General features: G+C 71.5%; 16 protein-coding genes. 11 read left to right on the top strand and 5 right to left on the bottom strand.

Annotated features, from left to right (window positions below; all coding sequences use genetic code 11):
* Positions 1-232 precede the first annotated feature (232 nt).
* The 7 genes from ACFYE3_RS07840 (at position 233) to ACFYE3_RS07810 (ending at position 7304) form a co-directional block, all read left to right on the top strand.
* Positions 233-2188, top strand: coding sequence for an amylosucrase (locus ACFYE3_RS07840; RefSeq protein ID WP_387607724.1), 1956 nt, complete (start codon positions 233-235; stop codon positions 2186-2188).
* A 4-nt stretch (positions 2189-2192) separates the two neighbouring features.
* Positions 2193-2510 carry a DMT family transporter gene (locus ACFYE3_RS07835; protein ID WP_387607722.1) on the top strand — a complete coding sequence of 106 codons (318 nt, stop codon included), beginning with the start codon at positions 2193-2195 and terminating at the stop codon, positions 2508-2510.
* The gene (locus tag ACFYE3_RS07830; protein ID WP_387607720.1) at positions 2500-2886 is read left to right on the top strand and encodes a DMT family transporter; all 387 of its coding nucleotides are present in this window, start codon (positions 2500-2502) and stop codon (positions 2884-2886) included. The genes ACFYE3_RS07835 and ACFYE3_RS07830 overlap by 11 nt, the downstream gene beginning before the upstream one ends.
* Positions 2883-4187, top strand: a complete 1305-nt coding sequence (locus ACFYE3_RS07825) for an MFS transporter (protein ID WP_387607717.1) — start codon at positions 2883-2885, stop codon at positions 4185-4187. Before ACFYE3_RS07830 ends, ACFYE3_RS07825 begins: the two co-directional genes overlap by 4 nt.
* 425 nt (positions 4188-4612) lie before the next feature.
* On the top strand, positions 4613-5143 hold the full coding sequence (locus ACFYE3_RS07820) for an SRPBCC family protein (RefSeq protein WP_387607714.1): 531 nt from the start codon (positions 4613-4615) through the stop codon (positions 5141-5143).
* A gap of 118 nt (positions 5144-5261) precedes the next feature.
* Positions 5262-5882: a superoxide dismutase gene (locus tag ACFYE3_RS07815; RefSeq protein WP_387607711.1), complete on the top strand. Its 621-nt coding sequence runs from the start codon at positions 5262-5264 to the stop codon at positions 5880-5882.
* A gap of 240 nt (positions 5883-6122) precedes the next feature.
* Positions 6123-7304, top strand: a complete 1182-nt coding sequence (locus ACFYE3_RS07810; protein ID WP_387607709.1) for an NAD(P)-dependent malic enzyme — start codon at positions 6123-6125, stop codon at positions 7302-7304.
* Positions 7305-7393: 89 nt separating this feature from the next.
* On the opposite strand, the gene ACFYE3_RS07805 is transcribed toward ACFYE3_RS07810, so the two are convergent.
* The 4 genes from ACFYE3_RS07805 to ACFYE3_RS07790 are packed head-to-tail and all read right to left on the bottom strand — an operon-like array spanning position 7394 to position 10980.
* Positions 7394-7870 (bottom strand): MaoC family dehydratase, encoded by a 477-nt coding sequence (locus tag ACFYE3_RS07805; RefSeq protein ID WP_387607706.1) that lies wholly within the window; start codon positions 7868-7870, stop codon positions 7394-7396.
* A 47-nt stretch (positions 7871-7917) separates the two neighbouring features.
* Positions 7918-9108, bottom strand: coding sequence for an acyl-CoA dehydrogenase family protein (locus ACFYE3_RS07800; RefSeq protein ID WP_387607703.1), 1191 nt, complete (start codon positions 9106-9108; stop codon positions 7918-7920).
* Positions 9105-9950 (bottom strand): amidohydrolase family protein, encoded by an 846-nt coding sequence (locus tag ACFYE3_RS07795; protein ID WP_387607930.1) that lies wholly within the window; start codon positions 9948-9950, stop codon positions 9105-9107. Before ACFYE3_RS07795 ends, ACFYE3_RS07800 begins: the two co-directional genes overlap by 4 nt.
* A 58-nt stretch (positions 9951-10008) precedes the next feature.
* The gene (locus tag ACFYE3_RS07790; protein ID WP_387607701.1) at positions 10009-10980 is read right to left on the bottom strand and encodes an SDR family NAD(P)-dependent oxidoreductase; all 972 of its coding nucleotides are present in this window, start codon (positions 10978-10980) and stop codon (positions 10009-10011) included.
* Positions 10981-11175: 195 nt separating this feature from the next.
* Between ACFYE3_RS07790 and ACFYE3_RS07785 the strand changes: the two genes are divergently transcribed.
* On the top strand, positions 11176-11634 hold the full coding sequence (locus ACFYE3_RS07785) for a MarR family winged helix-turn-helix transcriptional regulator (RefSeq protein WP_387607699.1): 459 nt from the start codon (positions 11176-11178) through the stop codon (positions 11632-11634).
* Between the two features lie 96 nt (positions 11635-11730).
* Here the strand turns inward: ACFYE3_RS07785 and ACFYE3_RS07780 are convergent, their stop codons facing one another.
* Complete coding sequence (locus ACFYE3_RS07780) at positions 11731-13068, bottom strand: MFS transporter (protein WP_387607697.1); 1338 nt, start codon at positions 13066-13068, stop codon at positions 11731-11733.
* 308 nt (positions 13069-13376) lie between these two features.
* Between ACFYE3_RS07780 and menE the strand changes: the two genes are divergently transcribed.
* From menE to ACFYE3_RS07765, 3 genes are all read left to right on the top strand, one after another.
* A complete protein-coding gene (gene menE / locus ACFYE3_RS07775; protein ID WP_387607695.1) occupies positions 13377-14894 on the top strand; it encodes an o-succinylbenzoate--CoA ligase in 1518 nt (505 codons plus the stop codon).
* Between the two features lie 153 nt (positions 14895-15047).
* A complete protein-coding gene (locus ACFYE3_RS07770; RefSeq protein ID WP_387607693.1) occupies positions 15048-15602 on the top strand; it encodes a hypothetical protein in 555 nt (184 codons plus the stop codon).
* 158 nt (positions 15603-15760) lie between these two features.
* Positions 15761-16312 carry a hypothetical protein gene (locus tag ACFYE3_RS07765; protein ID WP_387607691.1) on the top strand — a complete coding sequence of 184 codons (552 nt, stop codon included), beginning with the start codon at positions 15761-15763 and terminating at the stop codon, positions 16310-16312.
* Positions 16313-16314: the final 2 nt, after the last annotated feature.

Raw genomic sequence — 16314 nt, 5'->3', positions numbered from 1 at the left:
TCCACGGTGTCCCCAGGACTCGTCCACACCTGTGGACAACTCTGTGCACAGGGATGTGGAGGAACGCCCGGGTCATCCGCTGAAAAGCCGGGGGCGCATCAGTATGCTGAGGGGCGGACCGCTCCCGCCGACCGGCGGAAGCAGGTCCCTGACCATCCGAGGGCTCGTCGTCAAGGAGGATCTCGAGTTCGGAGACCGCCCCGCCCCCGGGGTGGACGACCGAAGGAGCAGTGTGCCCACCACCAGTACGCCCGGGATCCCGGGCCTGTCGCCGGAGAACCAGGCACGCGTGATCACCGCGTGCGTACGCCAGAAGGTGCAGGAACGTCGCCCGGCGGACCTGCCGGGCACCGGATGGGCCGACTTCGACCGCCGGTTCGACGAGCACTTCCCCCGGTTGACGCTGCTCTTCGCCGAGATCTACGGCCACCGCGAGGACTTCCTCGAACAGCTCAGCGAGCTCGGGCTGCAGCTGGCGCGCTCCTGGGCCGAGCGCCCCGACGACCTCAAGGCCCTGGACGCCCGGCGCGAGCAGGACCCCGCGTGGTTCGGCGCGCGGCAGATGCTCGGCGGGGTCTGCTACGTGGACCGGTACGCGGGGAACCTGCAGGGGATCCGGGAGCAGATCCCCTACTTCCGGGAACTGGGCCTGACCTACCTCCACCTCATGCCCCTGTTCGAGGCGCCGGAGGGCAACTCGGACGGCGGCTACGCGGTGTCGTCGTACCGCCGCGTGGCGCCGGAGCTGGGGACCATGGAGGAGCTCGCCGAGCTGAGCCGCGAGCTGCGCCGGAACGGGATCAGCCTGGTCCTCGACTTCGTCTTCAACCACACTTCCAACGAGCACGAGTGGGCGCGCCGGGCCGCCGCGGGGGAGCAGGAGTACGAGGACTACTACTGGATCTTCCCGGACCGCACCGTCCCGGAGCAGTTCGAGCGCACCACGCGGGAGATCTTCCCGGACGACCACCCCGGCTCCTTCACGCGGGTCCGCGCCACCGAGGAGGACCCCCGGTGGGTGTGGAGCACCTTCTACTCCTTCCAGTGGGACCTCAACTACACCAATCCCGCCGTCTTCCGGGCGATGGCCGCGGAACTGCTCTTCCTCGCCGCCCAGGGCGTCGAGGTGCTCCGCATGGACGCCGTCGCGTTCATCTGGAAGCAGCTGGGCACCACGTGCGAGTCGCTGCCCCAGGCCCACGTGCTGCTGCGCGCGTACAACGCGCTGTGCCGGATCGCCGCGCCGGCCGTGCTGTTCAAGTCCGAGGCGATCGTCCACCCGGACGAGGTCGCCCGGTACATCGAGCCCGGACAGTGCCAGCTGTCCTACAACCCGCTGCAGATGGCCCTGACGTGGGAGGCGATGGCCACTCGCGAGCCGAAGCTCCTGGCGCAGGCCCTCGAGGAGCGCCACGCCCTCCCGCCCGGCACGGCGTGGGTGGACTACGTGCGCGGCCACGACGACATCGGCTGGACGTTCTCGGACGAGGACGCCGCCCGGCTGGGCGTGCACGGCCACGACCACCGCCGCTTCCTCAACGCCTTCTACACCGGGCGCCACCCCGGCAGCTTCGCGGACGGCGTCCCGTTCCAGGAGAACCCCCGCACGGGGGACTGCCGAGTGTGCGGGACCACGGCGTCGCTGCTCGGCCTCGCGGAGGACCCGGCGTCCGCGGTGGACCGGGTCCTGCTCGCGCACTCCGTGGCGATGAGCACCGGCGGCATCCCCCTGCTGTACCTCGGCGACGAGGTCGGCCAGCTCAACGACCCCGCGTGGAACGAGGACCCGGACCACGCCGGTGACGCCCGGTGGGTGCACCGCCCGCCGCGGCCCGTCCAGGACTACGAGCGCCGCCACGAGCTGTTCTCCGTGCAGGGCCGGATCTTCGGGGGCATCCGCCGGATGGTCGAGCTGCGCCGGAACTCCCCGGAGTTCGACGGCAACACGCTCGTCCCGTTCGACGCGCGCAACCCCCACGTGCTGGGCTACCAGCGCCCCGGCGGCAACACGGTGGTGCTGTGCCTGGCGAACTTCTCCGACTGGTCCCAGTTCGTCACCGGCGAGACCCTCTCCGGGTTCCTGCCCCAGGCCGTCGAGCTGCACGGCAACACCGAGCTCGACCTGCGCCACGGTCTGCTGATCGACGCCCACGGGTTCCTCTGGCTCCGCGTGCTCCCGAAGCGCTGACCCCGTGGGTGCGTGGACGGTGCTGGTGCTCTCGGGCGTCCTCGAGGCGGTGTGGGCGTCCGCGCTCGCGGCCTCGGACGGCCTCCGCCGGCCCGTGCCGACCGCGGTGTTCGCGGTGACGGCCGCCCTGAGCCTGGCCGGGCTGGCCTACGCCATGACCGATCTGCCCACGGGCACGGCCTACGCCGTCTGGGTGGGCATCGGCGCGGCCCTGACCGTGGCCTGGTCCATGCTGACCGGCCGCGAGTCGGCGACGCCCCTCAGGATCCTGCTGGTGCTCGGCATCGTGGGCTGCGTGATCGGGCTCAAGGTTGCCGTCTGAGGCCGGGGCGGCGCAGGCCGTGCGGGACCGGCGCACCCGTGCCTGGGCGCTGCTGGTGGTCAGCGGGGTCCTGGAGGCCGTCTGGGCCACGGCCCTGGGCGCGTCCGAGGGCTTCTCGCGGCCGGGCCCCGGCCTGCTCTTCGCCGTGTCCCTGGCGCTGAGCATGCTCACCCTGGCGCGCGCCGCACGGGTGATCCCGATGGGCACCGCCTACGCCGTGTGGACGGGCATCGGCGCCGTGCTCACGGTCGCGTGGGCGGCCGGCACGGGGCAGGAGCACCTCTCGTGGGCGAAGGCCCTCTTCCTGGCGGGGATCGTCGCGTGCGTGCTCGGCCTGCACGCCGCCGACCGGGCGTCCCCGGGGAAGGACCGGTGACCCGGGACCGCAGACCGGGCGCGCACCTCATGCTCGTGCTCACCGCCACCATGGCGGTGGGGCCGCTGCTCACCCACAGCCTCTCGGCGATGAGCCCCCTCGTGATCGCGGATCTGGAGCTCACGGAGACGCAGTTCGGGCTGCTCGCCACCACCACCTTCTTCGTCGCGGCCCTCACCGCGGTGCGCACGGGCCGCTGGGCGGACCGGCTGAGCGCCCGCACCCTGCTGGTCGTGATGTTCGGCGGGGCCGCACTGGCGATGCTGCTGACCGCCGCCGCGCCGGGCTACGCCGTGCTGCTCGTGGCCATGGTGCTCTCGGGGCTCGGACAGGTCATGGCCAATCCCGCGACCAACCGGCTCATCCGCCTGCACGTGCCCGCCGCGCGGCGCGCGAGCTGGCTCGGGATCAAGCAGGCCGGCGTGCAGGCCTCCCAGCTCGTGGCGGGCCTGACCTTCCCCGCGCTGGGCCTGCTGCTCGGCTGGCGCACCGCCGTCCTGGTGGCCGCGGGCGCGGTGCTGCTCCTGCTCGTGCACGGCTGGTGGACGGTCCCGGACAACCACCCCGGCGCCCCGGCGGGACTCCCGTCCCCCACGGCGTCCCGGTCCTGGACGACGCTGCCGGCCCGGTCCTGGGCGGCCCTCCGGTCCCGGACCGCCCCCCGGTCCCGGAGGGCGCAGACGCCCTCGTCCCGGGCGGCACGCGCCGCCGCACGGCCCCCGATGCCCGGTGTCGTCCGGGCGTACGCCGCGGCCGCGGCACTGACCGGACTGGGGGCGCAGGCCGCCAACGTCTACCTCCCGCTCTACGCCCACCGGGAGCTGGGCCTCGACGTCGTCACCGCCGGGACCACCGTGTCCGTCTCCGCGCTCGTGGGCATCGCCTCCCGGGTGCTGTGGGCGCGCGTGATGGACCGGCCGCGCGCGGACGGCTTCGTCCTGCTGGCCGGCATGGCCCTGGGGGCGGCCGCGAGTGCCGTGCTGCTGATCCTGGCGCCCCTGCACCCCGGCCTCGCGTGGGCGGTCTGGCCGGCGGCCGTCCTGCACGGGGGTGCAGCGCTCGCGGTGAGCGTGGTGGTGATGTCCGCGGCGATGCGCGCCGTGCCCGCCGACCGGGTGGGGGCCTCCACCGGGGTGGTGACCATGGGGCTGTACGCGGGGTTCTGCGCCGGTCCGCTCGTCCTCGGCGGTCTGCTCCAGCTCACGGGGTCCTTCGCGGTGGGCTGGGCGGTGGTGCTCGTGTGCTACCTGGCCTGCGCGGGGCTCGCCGTCCTCGTGCGCTCGCGCGCGCGCCGCTCGTAGGTCCCCCGTCCGGGGCGCTGCCGGCCGGCCGGTCGCGGAGCCGTGCCGTCCCCCGTCCGGGGGGACCACCGAGACCCTGTGCGACGCTCCATGACGTCCGGGCGCGGTCTTCTCAACAGCTTCTCCACAGGCGTTGTCCACAGCGTGGATAACTTCCACCCGTGGAATTACGGCGCCGCCCACTCCGTCGATCGCCCGCTGACCTGCGACGGCGCCGCCTCTTGGGAACAGAGCGTCCCGATGCTCGCTCTCTGCCCGTGCTCCTCCACACCTGTGGACAACTTTCTCCACCCCCTGTGCACCCGGAGGGCGGGCGCCGTGCCGGCCGATCGCTAGAGTAGTTGTGTGCACATGCGAATTGCTCCCGTCCGTGCGCGACGTCCGTCCGCCCCGGGCGCAGACCCGACCGGGGAGCGGAGGACACGATGCTGAAGGGCACCACGACGTTCCGGCTGGTGGACACCGCCGTGGTCGCGGCGGATCCGCCGCTGGTGGAGCGCTTCCTGCTCGACCCCGGCTGCCTGCGCCGCTGGAACCCCATCCCGGAGCGCAACTACCAGGTCAGCACGGCCGTGCTGCAGCTCGGCACGTCGATCGAGTCCACGGTCCGCGTGGGGCCCCTCCACTTCTCCTTCGTCAACATCGTCTCCGACCACGTCCCGGGCCGGCGCCTGGGGATGCGCACCACCAAGGGCGTGGTGGATCTGCTGGTGACCATCACCTGGGAACAGGTGGAGGGGGGCACCCGGATCGAGAAGATCGTGGACGGGCGGTTCACGGAGTCCAAGGCCTGGCTCTGGCACCTGCTCGAACCGGCCGCCCGCCGGAGCGCCCGGCACGCTCTCGAGACGCTCAGGCGGATGATCGAGACGGGCGACTACGAGTTCACGGCCCCGTCCCAGCTGACCCCCCACCCGCCCCGCTGCCCGCTCGAGAGCCCGCCCGACTTCTTCTGAGGCCCTCGGCGCAGCCCGGCCGGGGGCGCACCGTACGCTGGTGGCGGAACCTCCTTGACCCCTGCTCGCGCGCGGGACGAGGGTGGAACCACACGACAGCAATCGAAAGGATTCTCCTATGGCCGAGAAGTACACCCTTCCCGATCTTCCCTACGACTACGCGGCGCTCGAGCCCCACATCTCCGCGAAGATCATGGAGCTGCACCACGACAAGCACCACGCCACCTACGTGGCCGGTGCCAACACCGCCCTGGAGAAGATGGCGGAGGCCCGCGCGAACGGTGACGGCGCCGCGGCGGCCAAGCTGTCCAAGGACCTGCAGTTCAACCTCGGTGGCCACGTGAACCACTCGGTGTTCTGGCAGAACCTCTCCCCGGAGGGCGGCGACAAGCCGACCGGTGAGATCGCCGCGGCGATCGAGGACCACTTCGGGTCCTTCGACGCCTTCCGCGACCACTTCACGGCCGCGGCCACCACGATCCAGGGCTCCGGCTGGGCGATCCTGGCCTACGAGCCCATCGGCGGCAACCTGGTCATCGAGCAGATGTACGACCAGCAGAACGGCGTGCCGGTCGCCACGATCCCGCTGCTCCAGCTGGACATGTGGGAGCACGCGTTCTACCTCGACTACCAGAACGTCAAGGCGGACTACGTCAAGGCCTTCTGGAACATCGTGAACTGGGTCGACGTCCAGGAGCGCTTCGAGAAGGCGCGCAGCGGCGGCCGGTCCATCATCTGATCCTCGCCCCGCACCGTCGGCGCCGCGCGCGTGCGACCTCGCGGGCAGAGCCCCCGGACCACGCGGTCCGGGGGTTCTGTGCGGTCCGGGGCTCCGTGCTGTGTGGGGGCTCCGTGCCGTCCGGGTCCGGAGCACCGTGGAGGTCCCGGGGCGTCATCCGGGACGGGACGGGGTTCCCGCCGTGGGGCACAATGGCCGGGACCCTGTTCGCACTCGACGACGAGAGCACGAGGACCCCGCATGAGCGACGAGAACCTCCAGCCCGGCCCGATTCCGCACGAGGAGATCCTCCGCGCCCACGAGGGCGGCAAGCTCTCCGTGGTCACGAAGTCCCCGCTGGCCACCCGCCGTGACCTGTCCATCGCCTACACCCCCGGGGTCGCCCAGGTGTCCCGGGCCGTCCACCAGGACCCGGGCATGGCGAACACCCACACCTGGGCCGGCCGGCTGGTGGCCGTGGTCTCCGACGGCTCCGCCGTGCTGGGGCTGGGCGACATCGGCCCGGCCGCGTCCCTGCCGGTGATGGAGGGCAAGGCCGCCCTGTTCAAGACCTTCGCCGACCTGGACTCCATCCCGATCGTGCTCGACACCCAGGACGTCGAGGAGATCGTGCGCACGGTCAAGATCCTGCGCCCGTCCTTCGGGGCGGTGAACCTCGAGGACATCTCCGCCCCGCGCTGCTTCGAGATCGAGCAGCGTCTGATCGAGGAGCTCGACATCCCGGTAATGCACGACGACCAGCACGGCACCGCCGTGGTCGTCCTGGCCGCCCTGCTCAACGCGGCGACGGTGGTGGGCAAGGACCTGGCGGGCCTGAAGGTGGTGATCGCCGGGGCCGGTGCGGCCGGGATCGCGATCACCGAGATCCTGCTGGCCCAGGGCATCGCCGACGTGGTGCTGATGGATTCGCGTGGCATCGTCTCGAGGGAGCGCGACGACCTGAACGCGATCAAGGCCGGCTACGCGGCGCGCACCAACCCGCGCGGGCTGATCGGCGGGCCCAAGGACGCCCTCGAGGGCGCGGACGTGTTCGTGGGGGTCTCCGGGGGCACGGTCCCCGAGGAGTACCTCACCGAGCTGGCCGAGAATGCGGTCGTGTTCGCCCTGGCCAACCCTGATCCGGAGATCATGCCCGACGCCGCCGCCCGCCACGCCACGGTGGTGGCCACGGGGCGCAGCGATTTCCCGAACCAGATCAACAACGTGCTGGCCTTCCCCGGCATCTTCCGCGGCGCCCTGGACGCAGGGGCGCGGCGGATCACCCCGGTCATGAAGCTGGAGGCCGCCCGGGCGATCGCGGCGATCGCCGCCGCGGACGGGCTGACCGCGGACCACATCGTGCCCTCCGTCCTGGACCCGAGGGTGGCCCCGGCCGTGGCGGAGGCCGTGGCGGCCTGCGCGCGGGCCGAGGCTGCCGTCTGACCCTGTCGGCACCCCCGGACCCTCGACGGCCCGGGAGACCACGGAATTCTGTGGTCTTCCGGGCCGTCGAGGGTCAGGAGGCGGCGCGCTCAGGCGTAGAAGCGGTTGAGGAAGGTCGCGACGACGGCGGGCCGCCCCTCGCCCTCGATCTCGATGGTGCCGTCGGCCACGAGGTGCAGGCCGTTGCCCTTGACCTCCTGCACGTCGGTGATCGTCACGGTCATGCGGATCCGCGAACCGACCGTGACGGGAGAGGTGAAGCGGACCTTGTCGAGGCCGTAGTTGACCTTGGTCCTCACGCCGGTGACGTCGAAGAGCTCGGACCACATCGGGATGAGCAGGGACAGGGTCAGGAAGCCGTGGGCGATCGGGGCGCCGAAGGGCCCCTCCTTGGCCCGCTCGGGGTCCACGTGGATCCACTGGTGGTCGTCGGTGGCGTCGGCGAAGGTGTTCACCTGGTCCTGGGTGATCTCCCGCCAGGCAGAGTGCCCGAGGCTCTTGCCGACGAGGTTCTTGACCTCGTCGAAGGCGACGACGGTCTGGGGCTGGGTCTGTGCTTCGGTCATGGCGTGTCCTTGCGTCGTGGTGGTGCGGGTGGCGTCGGGCGAGCGGCTCAGACGAACGCGCTCCGGCCGGTGATCGACCGGCCGACCACGAGCGCGTTGATCTCGTGGGTGCCCTCGTAGGAGTAGACGGCCTCGGCGTCGGCGTGGAAGCGGGCGACGTCGTGGGCCAGGGTGATGCCGTTGCCGCCGACCAGCTCGCGGGCCAGCGCCACGGTTTCGCGCATGTGCAGGCTGATCCACATCTTCGCCAGGGCGGAGTCCTCGTCCCGGTAGACGCCGTCCTGCTGCCGCTCGGCGAGTCCGGCGACCATGGTCAGGGACGCGGTGACGTTGCCGAGCATGCGGGCCAGCTTTTCCTGCACGAGCTGGAAGCTGCCGATCGGGCGGCCGAACTGCTCCCGCTCCCGAACGTAGCGCAGCGCGGCCTCGTAGGCGCCGGCCTGGAGCCCGGTGGCGATCCAGGCGACGTCGGAGCGCATGGCGCGCAGCATCGCGGCGACGTCCTTGAACGAGTTCACGTTCCCCAGCCGCATCGACTCGGGCACCCGGGCCCCGTCGAGGTGGATGTCGGCGTTCTGCATCATCCGCAGGGACGTCTTGCCGTGGATCTTCTCCAGCCGCACGCCCGGGGCCTGCCGGTCCACGAGGAAGCCCTTGACCTGCCCGTCGGCCTCGTCGCGGGCGAAGACGGCGAGGAGGTCGGCGGTGACGGCGCCGCCGATCCAGCGCTTGGCGCCGGTCAGGACCCACTCGTCGCCCTCGCGCCGGGCCGTGGTGGCGAGCCCGCCGGCGATGTCGGAGCCGTGCTCGGGCTCGGTCAGGCAGAACACCCCGGTCATCTCGAAGGACGTGATCCGGGGGTCCCACGCGGCGAACTGTTCCGGCGTGCCGCCCACCCGGCAGGCCGTGCGGAACAGCCCGGCCTGGGCGGTGTAGAACGTCGCGATCGAGGCATCGGTGCGGGCCAGCTCGAAGATCCGGAACCCGTGGTACAGGGACCGGGGCTGCGCGCCGTCGGCCGTGAGCTCGGGCGGGGTCATGAGGTCGAGGCCGTGCAGGGAGGGGGCGACCTGGTAGGGGAACTCCCCGGCCTCCCAGTACTCGGCCAGCAGGGGTCGCACCTCGTCCTCGAGCACCCGGCGCAGCCGGCGCAGCGGGGCCTTCTCGGCCTCGGTCAGTCTCGCCTCGATCCCGTACGGGTCGCAGTCGGGGTAGAGGCGCTCGGTGTCCGTGCTCACGGCCGTGCTCCGTCCAGGCCGAGCAGGCGCACGGCGTTGTGCTTGAGGATCTTGGGGCGGACCTCGTCCGTGAAGGACTGCTCCTCGAAGGCGCCGAGCCACTTCTGCGGGGTGATCAGCGGGTAGTCGGTGCCGAAGAGGACCTTGTCCTGGAGCATCCGGTTGGAGGCCTTGACCAGGGACTCGGGGAAGTACTTGGGCGACCAGCCGGAGAGGTCGATCCACACGTTGGCCTTGTGGGTGGCGATGGAGTTGGCCTCCTCCTGCCACGGCACCGAGGGGTGGGCCATGATGACCTGCAGCTCGGGGAAGTCCGCGGCCACCGCGTCCAGCAGCAGCGGGTTCGAGTACGCCAGCTTGATCCCGCCCCCGCCGGGCAGCCCGGCGCCCATGCCGTTCTGCCCGGTGTGGAACAGGGCCGGCACGCCCAGGGCCTGGATCGCCGCATAGAGCGGGTAGAACCGCTCGTCCGAGGGGTCGAAGCCCTGCAGGGACGGGTGGAACTTGAAGCCCTTCACGCCGTGCTCCTCGACGAGCATCCGAGCGCGCTCCACCGCCGCGGAGCCCTGGAGCGGGTCCACGGAGCCGAACGGGATGAGCACGTCGTTGTTGCGGGCCGCGCCCTCGGCGATCTCCTCGATGGAGTTCGGCTCGTGGCCCAGGGCCGTGGTCGCGTCGACGGTGAAGACGACGGCGGCCATCCGCCACTCGCGGTAGCGCTCGGCGATGGTGTCCAGGGACGGGGAGCGGTCCTCGGACTTGAAGTACTTGGCCGAGGCCTCGGTCAGCGCCGTGGGCAGGGACGGGTGCCCGTGGTCGGAGCACTCGATGTGCACGTGCATGTCGATCGCGTCCAGGGACGCGAGGTCGAGACCGTATTCGTAGCGCACAGTGGTCCTCCTAGGACTGCTGGGTCGCGGACTCGGGCGCAAGCTCCTCCGGCGGCGGGGGCAGGGTCTCGCCGACCGGCTGGAGGCTGCCCTCGAGGATCGCGGGGAGCTGCTCGCGCAGCGCCTCGAAGGTCCAGCCGCCGTCGCGGTACTCGGTGGCCACGGGGCGGGGGTGGCTGAAGACCTGGAGGCGGTCCCCGCCGGCGCCGATGGCCTGACCGGTGATGCCCGCGGCGTCGTCGGAGGCGAGCCAGGCGATCAGGCCCGCGACGTCGGCGGCGTTGCCGAAGCCGAGGTCCTTGCGGAAGAAGTCCGGCATGGGCTCGCCGCGGCGGTCGGCCTGCACGGCGGAGGCGAAGTAGGGGATGGTCTCGGTCATGGCGGTGGCGGCCACGGGGATGACGGCGTTGGCGGTGACGCCGGCCTTCTTCATCTCCAGCGCCCAGGTGCGGACCATGCCCACGATCCCGGCCTTCGCCGCGGCGTAGTTGGTCTGGCCGAAGTTGCCGTACTGGCCGGTGGGGGAGCCGATGGTGATGATCCGCCCGGGAACCCCGTTGTCCTTGAAGTACCGGTAGGCCTCACGGGCGCAGGTGAAGGTGCCGCGCAGGTGCACCTGGATGACCAGGTCGAAGTCCTCGTCGGTCATCTTAAGCAACGACTTGTCGCGCAGCACCCCGGCGTTGGTGACGAGGACGTCGAGGCGGCCGAAGGCCTCCACGGCCCCGGTCACGAGCGCGGTGGCGGTCTCGGTGGAGCCCACCGGCGCCACGACGGCCACGGCCTGCCCGCCGGCCTCGGTGATGGAGGCGACGGCACGATCGGCGATCGCCTGGTCGACGTCGTTGATCACGACGGCGGCACCCTGGCGGGCGAGCTCCTGGGCGTAGGCCAGGCCCAGGCCCTGCCCGGAGCCGGTGACGACGGCGACCTTGCCGGTCAGAGGGGCGGTGCTCGCGGATGCGGTGCTGTCCTGTGCCATGGAGTGGCTCCTTCGCTGGGGATCGGGGCGGTGGATCTCCGCCCGAGAACGGGCGGACGGGGTGACGCCCGTCACTGCTTCGGTGTCGTTCCCATTCCACCGCTATTCGTTGAAAATGTCAATGGTTAAGAACCTCCATCTATGCTGGAGGCACGGATTCCGTAGAATGGGGTCCCCGGCCCCAGGAGAGACGCTATGACCATGCCCACCGACCCGTCCGCCGGCCTCGAGCGCCTCCTCGAGGCCGAGCTGACGACGGAGCCGGTCTTCCTGATGGCCCGCGCCGCCTCGACCGGCTCCTCCGCGGCCAACAGGAAGCTGGCGCAGCTGGAGCTGAAGGTGCGCCACTACTCGGTCCTGGCGCTGGCCTGCGGCGAGGAGCAGCTGACCCAGCGCGAGCTCAGCCAGTTCCTGGTGCTGGACCCCAGTCAGATCGTGGCCATCCTCGACGACCTGGAGCGGCGCGGCGCGGTGGAGCGCCGGACCGACCCGCGGGACCGCCGCTCGAAGATCATCGCCCCCACCGCGGCCGGCCGGAAGCTGTACGCCCAGGCCAGGGTCCTGGTGGAGAACTCCACCGCGGAGTCGCTGTCCCCGCTCTCCCCGGCGGAGCGCGAGGAGCTGTCCCGGCTGCTGAAGAAAGTGGCCTTCTGACCGCAGGAGCACCCGGACGCTTGCAGGCCCCCCTGACGGATCAGGGTGGCCCGCGAGTGTCCGGGGCCGCGGTGCCGGTGGCGGCCCGGGCCCGGGTCAGTGCTCGTGGGTCTCCAGGTCGAAGTCCTTGGACTCGGGGGTGAGCAGGATGAACACCGCGCTGACCACCGCCATCCCCGCCAGGTACCAGACCACGGGGGCGATGGCCTGCCCCGAGGACGCGTAGATCGAGGCGAGGATCGTGGGGGTGAAGCCCGCCCCGATCAGGGTGGCGAACTGGTAGCCCAGCGAGGCGCCGGTGTAGCGCGACGACGTGCCGAACTGCTCGGAGATGAAGGCCGCCAGCGGCCCGTAGATCGCGGCGTGGCAGGCCAGCCCGATGGTGAAGGTCGCGAAGATCAGCAGCACGTTGCCCGTGGCCAGCCACGAGAACATCGGGAAGATGAGGGCGATGAACAGCGCCAGCCCGACGACCATGACCGGGCGCCGGCCCAGCTGGTCGGACAGGCGTCCCATGCCGACCACGAAGAACACGCTAAGCACGGAGGCGAGGGCGAAGGCGTAGAGGACCGGCTGCCGGTCGGCGCCGCGCTCGACCGCGTAGGCGACCGCGAAGGTGGCCAGGAAGACCTGCAGGGCGAACCCGGAGGCTCCCGCCAGCATCGTGAAGATCAGGGCGCGGGGGCGGCGCAGCACCTCGACGATGGGCACCTTGCGCCTGACGGCGGGGCCCTCCGCGGCCTCCTTGGCCAGGGCGGCCTGGAAGATCGGGCTCTCGGACACCTGGGAGCGCACGAAGACGCCCACGGCCAGCAGCAGGACGGACAGCAGGAACGGGACGCGCCAGCCCCACGAGAGGAACTGCTCCTCGGGCATGGCTGCGAACAGGCCCAGGACGAAGGTGCCCAGTGCGGCGCCGGTTGGGGCGCCGGCGTTGGTGAAGGACGCGGCGAACCCGCGCTTTCCCTTCGCGGAGTGCTCCAGCGCCATCAGCGCGGCTCCGCCCCACTCGCCGCCCACGGCGATGCCCTGGCACACCCGCAGGGCGATCAGGACGACCGCCCCCCAGGAGCCGATGACGGCGGCGCTGGGGATGAGGCCGATGAGCGTCGAGGCGATGCCCATGATCAGCATCGAGATGATGCGCATCTTCTTGCGGCCCAGGCGGTCGCCGAAGTGGCCGAAGACCGCTCCGCCCAGCGGGCGGGCCAGGTAGCCGGCGGCGAAGGTGCCGTACGCGGCGATCGTGCCGGCCAGCGGGTCGAGGTCGGTGAAGAACACGTACGGGAAGACCAGGGCGGAGGCCGAGGCGTAGAGCAGGAAGTCGTAGAACTCGATGGTGGAGCCGAGGTAGCTCGAGAAGATGACCTTGCGCGCCTCTTTGTTCCTGGCGCGGGCGTCCAGGGACGCCAGGGTGTCGGGTGCTGCTGACATGGCGGTTCCTTGCTCTGGGGCGGAAAGAGTGGGCGCGGCGCCGGGAACGGGCGCCGAGACGGTGGACGGGTCGGCCCCGGTCGTCGGATGCGTCGTGACGAGCATGTGGGCCGACTCACAATGCGACCATTGGAACAGCAATCAATTGAGAAAGTAAACCATTGAAAACATGTCTTAAATGGGGAGGTGTCGTGGGCTCCGGTTCGCGCACGGGTCTGGACAATGTGACCCAGCTCTCTCTACGCTGGAGGCCAAATAATGGATATTCTCAACTATTGACTTTGGCGACTGCCTGAGGAGACGATCGCATGCGCAATCAGGGACTGGGATCCTGGCTCGTCCGGAGGCTCGAGAAGTCGGAGCCGAGGACGGCCGTGGTCCACGGCGAGCGCACGCTGACCTACCGGGAGCTGCACGACCGGTCCCGGCGCCTGGCGACGGCCCTCTCCGCCCGCGGCGTGGGTCCCGGGGACCGCGTGGCCTTCCTCGGGGAGAACAGCCCGGCCTTCCTCGAGACGATGTTCGCGGCGGGCACGCTCGGCGCGGTGCTCGTCCCCCTCAACACGCGCCTGGCCGTCCCCGAGATCCGCTACCAGCTCGAGGACGCGGACGTCTCGGTGCTGATCCACGACGCCGCCCTGACCGGACTGGCCGGGCCCGCCGCCCGGGAGCTGACGGACGTGGTGCGCTGGGTCGTGGCCGAGGAGGACGTGGACGGGATCCCCGCCGTCGAGACGGTGATCGCGGCGGCCGAGCCCTGGACGGAGGACGTCCCGGTGGACCTGGACGACCTCGCCGTGATCCTCTACACCTCCGGGACCACCGGGCGGCCCAAGGGCGCCTGCCTGACCCACGGCAACTTCACCTGGAACTGCTTCAACGTCCTGGTCGACTACGACGTGGCGGCCGACGACGTCGCGCTCATGATCTCGCCGATGTTCCACGTGGCCTCGCTCGGGATGGGGGTGCTGCCGACGCTGCTCAAGGGCGCCACGCTGGTGCTCGAGTCCAAGTTCGTGCCCGGCCGGGTGCTGGAGCTCATCGAGCGGCACCGCGTCACCTGGCTGTCGGGGGTGCCGACCACCTACCAGCTGCTGTGCGAGCACCCGGACTGGGACGCCACGGACCTGTCCTCGCTGCGCAAGCTCACCTGCGGCGGCTCCGCGGTGCCCATGCGGGTCCTGGACGCCTACGAGAACCGGGGTCTGGCCTTCACCGCCAGCTACGGCATGACGGAGACCTCCCCGGGGGCCACCAACCTGCCCGCGGCCAAGTCGCGCGAGAAGGCGGGCTCCTCCGGGCTGCCGCACTTCTTCTCCGACGTGCGGATCGTGGACGCGGCGGGGGAGCCCGCAGCTCCCGGCGAAGCGGGGGAGATCCTGCTCTCGGGGCCCAACGTCATCCGGGAGTACTGGAACCGCCCCGACGCGGCGGCCTCCTTCGAGGGGGAGTGGTTCCACTCCGGGGACCTGGGCTACCTCGACGAGGACGGCTACCTGTTCGTCTCGGACCGGATCAAGGACATGATCATCTCCGGCGGGGAGAACATCTATCCGGCGGAGGTCGAGGCGGCCATCCTCGAGCTGCCGGAGGTGGCCGCCGTGGCGGTCATCGGCGTGCCCGACGAGAAGTGGGGCGAGGTGCCGCACGCCGTCGTCGTCCCCCGGGAGGGCCGGGAGCTCACCGCGGGCACGATCCAGGAGCACCTGGCCGGGCGGCTGGCCCGCTACAAGGTGCCCAAGACGCTGAGCCTCGTGGACGAGATGCCCCGCACCGCGTCCGGCAAGATCCGCAAGAACGTCCTGCGCGAGCAGGCCGCCGGCTGAGGCGCGGAACCCGTCGCGCGATCCGCATGGCGCCCCGCTGACCGGGACGCGTGCCGCAGGACTGGACGCACCCACGACTTTTCATTAGCCTCCCCAGCACGGCCTGATGGCCGGACTCCTGTCGGGGGACAGGAGGACCTGGGGGGAGCTCGAGTGGGAAAGAGACTGCTGGTCGGCGCGATGACGGCCGCGACGGCCGCCTCCATCGGGCTGACCGTGCCGGCCGCGGCGGACGTGACGCTGCGCGCCGACGGCACGGGCTCTGTGGGGCGGGAGGACGTCCTGCGGGCCGTGGGCTGGACCAACGACCGGCTGCAGACCTCCGCCGCGGAGCTGCACCTCGTCGCGGAGACGGTCACCGTGGCCACGGCCACGTGGGAGTGCGCGGAGGAGTCCACCGGCGCCGTGGCCGTGCGGCAGCGGCGGACGACGACGACGGCCCGGGCGGAGCTGGTCGCCGCCGTGCAGCGGAGCTCCGTGACGGGTGCGGTCACGGGCTTCGAGCTGCAGGGCTTCGCCGAGGACGCGGTGTCCGTCTCCGTGGTCGAGGGCCCCGACCTCGACGCCTGCCCCGCGAGCGAGGGCGAGGCCTGGTCGAGGGTGCCGCGGTCCACCGAGCGGGCGCAGTCGCACGAGGGGCCTGCTCTCGAGGTGGTCCACGAGGGCGTGGCGCACCGGGTGCCCACCGAGGGGAATGCCGCGGCCTGAGGGCCGCACTGCGCGACACGGCATGTGTCGTCGCAGGTCGGACCGGGGGTCACAGAAGGGTCACGCCGTTGGATCCGACCCTGCGCCTGCATTAGCGTTCGGAAAGAAGGCCCGGGAGATCGCCCCGGCGCCGGGGGGACAGGGGAACGGGGAAGCACATGCACAAGCTCATCGTGGTACTGGCGGCTCTCGCGGCGGCGGGGGTGTCGATCGGGCTGGTGGCGCCGGCCTGGGCGGCCACGCAGCTCCACGAGGACGGCACCGGCTTCGTGACGGGCGCCGACGCCAGGGCCGCGCTCGGCTGGGACGACGAGACGCTGCAGGCCAACGCGGCCTCCCTCGAGTTCGTGGCCGAGTCCGAGTCGGTGACCGAGATCTCGTGGGAGTGCGCCAAGCCGGGGACCTCCGAGGTCCTGGCGCGGCGGACGGACCTGGTGATCACCGAGACCCGGGGGATCGCGAGCACGCCGAGCACGCTGTGGGGGCGGACCGTCGTCGGCTTCCGGCTGGAGGGCTTCGACGGCCGGGGCGCCTCGAGCGCGTCCCCTGAAGGGCCCGCCCCCCACTCCTGCCCGGACCCCTCGTGGCTCCTGGTGCCGGAGAGCTCGCGGACCGTGGAGGAGAAGGGCGAACCGGTCCTGGCGGTCGTGCACAGCGGCGTGCAGCACCCGGTGCCGGTCCCGGTGCCGGTCCCGGTGCCGGTCGGCTGAGC

It is taken from the genome of Kocuria arenosa, assembly GCF_042879215.1.
Lineage (GTDB): Bacteria > Actinomycetota > Actinomycetes > Actinomycetales > Micrococcaceae > Kocuria > Kocuria arenosa.
The sequence above is the reverse complement of the archived record's forward strand: the minus strand, read 5'-3'. Positions and strand labels throughout refer to the sequence as shown.

What these genes read in the sequence shown, in the direction of transcription:
- ACFYE3_RS07820 (WP_387607714.1), top strand. Translation starts at nt 4,613, where the DNA reads ATGCTGAAGGGCACCACGACGTTCCGGCTGGTGGACACCGCCGTGGTC.
- ACFYE3_RS07815 (WP_387607711.1), top strand. Translation starts at nt 5,262, where the DNA reads ATGGCCGAGAAGTACACCCTTCCCGATCTTCCCTACGACTACGCGGCG.
- ACFYE3_RS07810 (WP_387607709.1), top strand. Translation starts at nt 6,123, where the DNA reads ATGAGCGACGAGAACCTCCAGCCCGGCCCGATTCCGCACGAGGAGATC.
- ACFYE3_RS07805 (WP_387607706.1), bottom strand. Translation starts at nt 7,870, where the DNA reads ATGACCGAAGCACAGACCCAGCCCCAGACCGTCGTCGCCTTCGACGAG.
- ACFYE3_RS07795 (WP_387607930.1), bottom strand. Translation starts at nt 9,950, where the DNA reads ATGCACGTGCACATCGAGTGCTCCGACCACGGGCACCCGTCCCTGCCC.
- ACFYE3_RS07790 (WP_387607701.1), bottom strand. Translation starts at nt 10,980, where the DNA reads ATGGCACAGGACAGCACCGCATCCGCGAGCACCGCCCCTCTGACCGGC.
- ACFYE3_RS07785 (WP_387607699.1), top strand. Translation starts at nt 11,176, where the DNA reads ATGACCATGCCCACCGACCCGTCCGCCGGCCTCGAGCGCCTCCTCGAG.
- ACFYE3_RS07780 (WP_387607697.1), bottom strand. Translation starts at nt 13,068, where the DNA reads ATGTCAGCAGCACCCGACACCCTGGCGTCCCTGGACGCCCGCGCCAGG.
- menE (WP_387607695.1), top strand. Translation starts at nt 13,377, where the DNA reads ATGCGCAATCAGGGACTGGGATCCTGGCTCGTCCGGAGGCTCGAGAAG.
- ACFYE3_RS07765 (WP_387607691.1), top strand. Translation starts at nt 15,761, where the DNA reads ATGCACAAGCTCATCGTGGTACTGGCGGCTCTCGCGGCGGCGGGGGTG.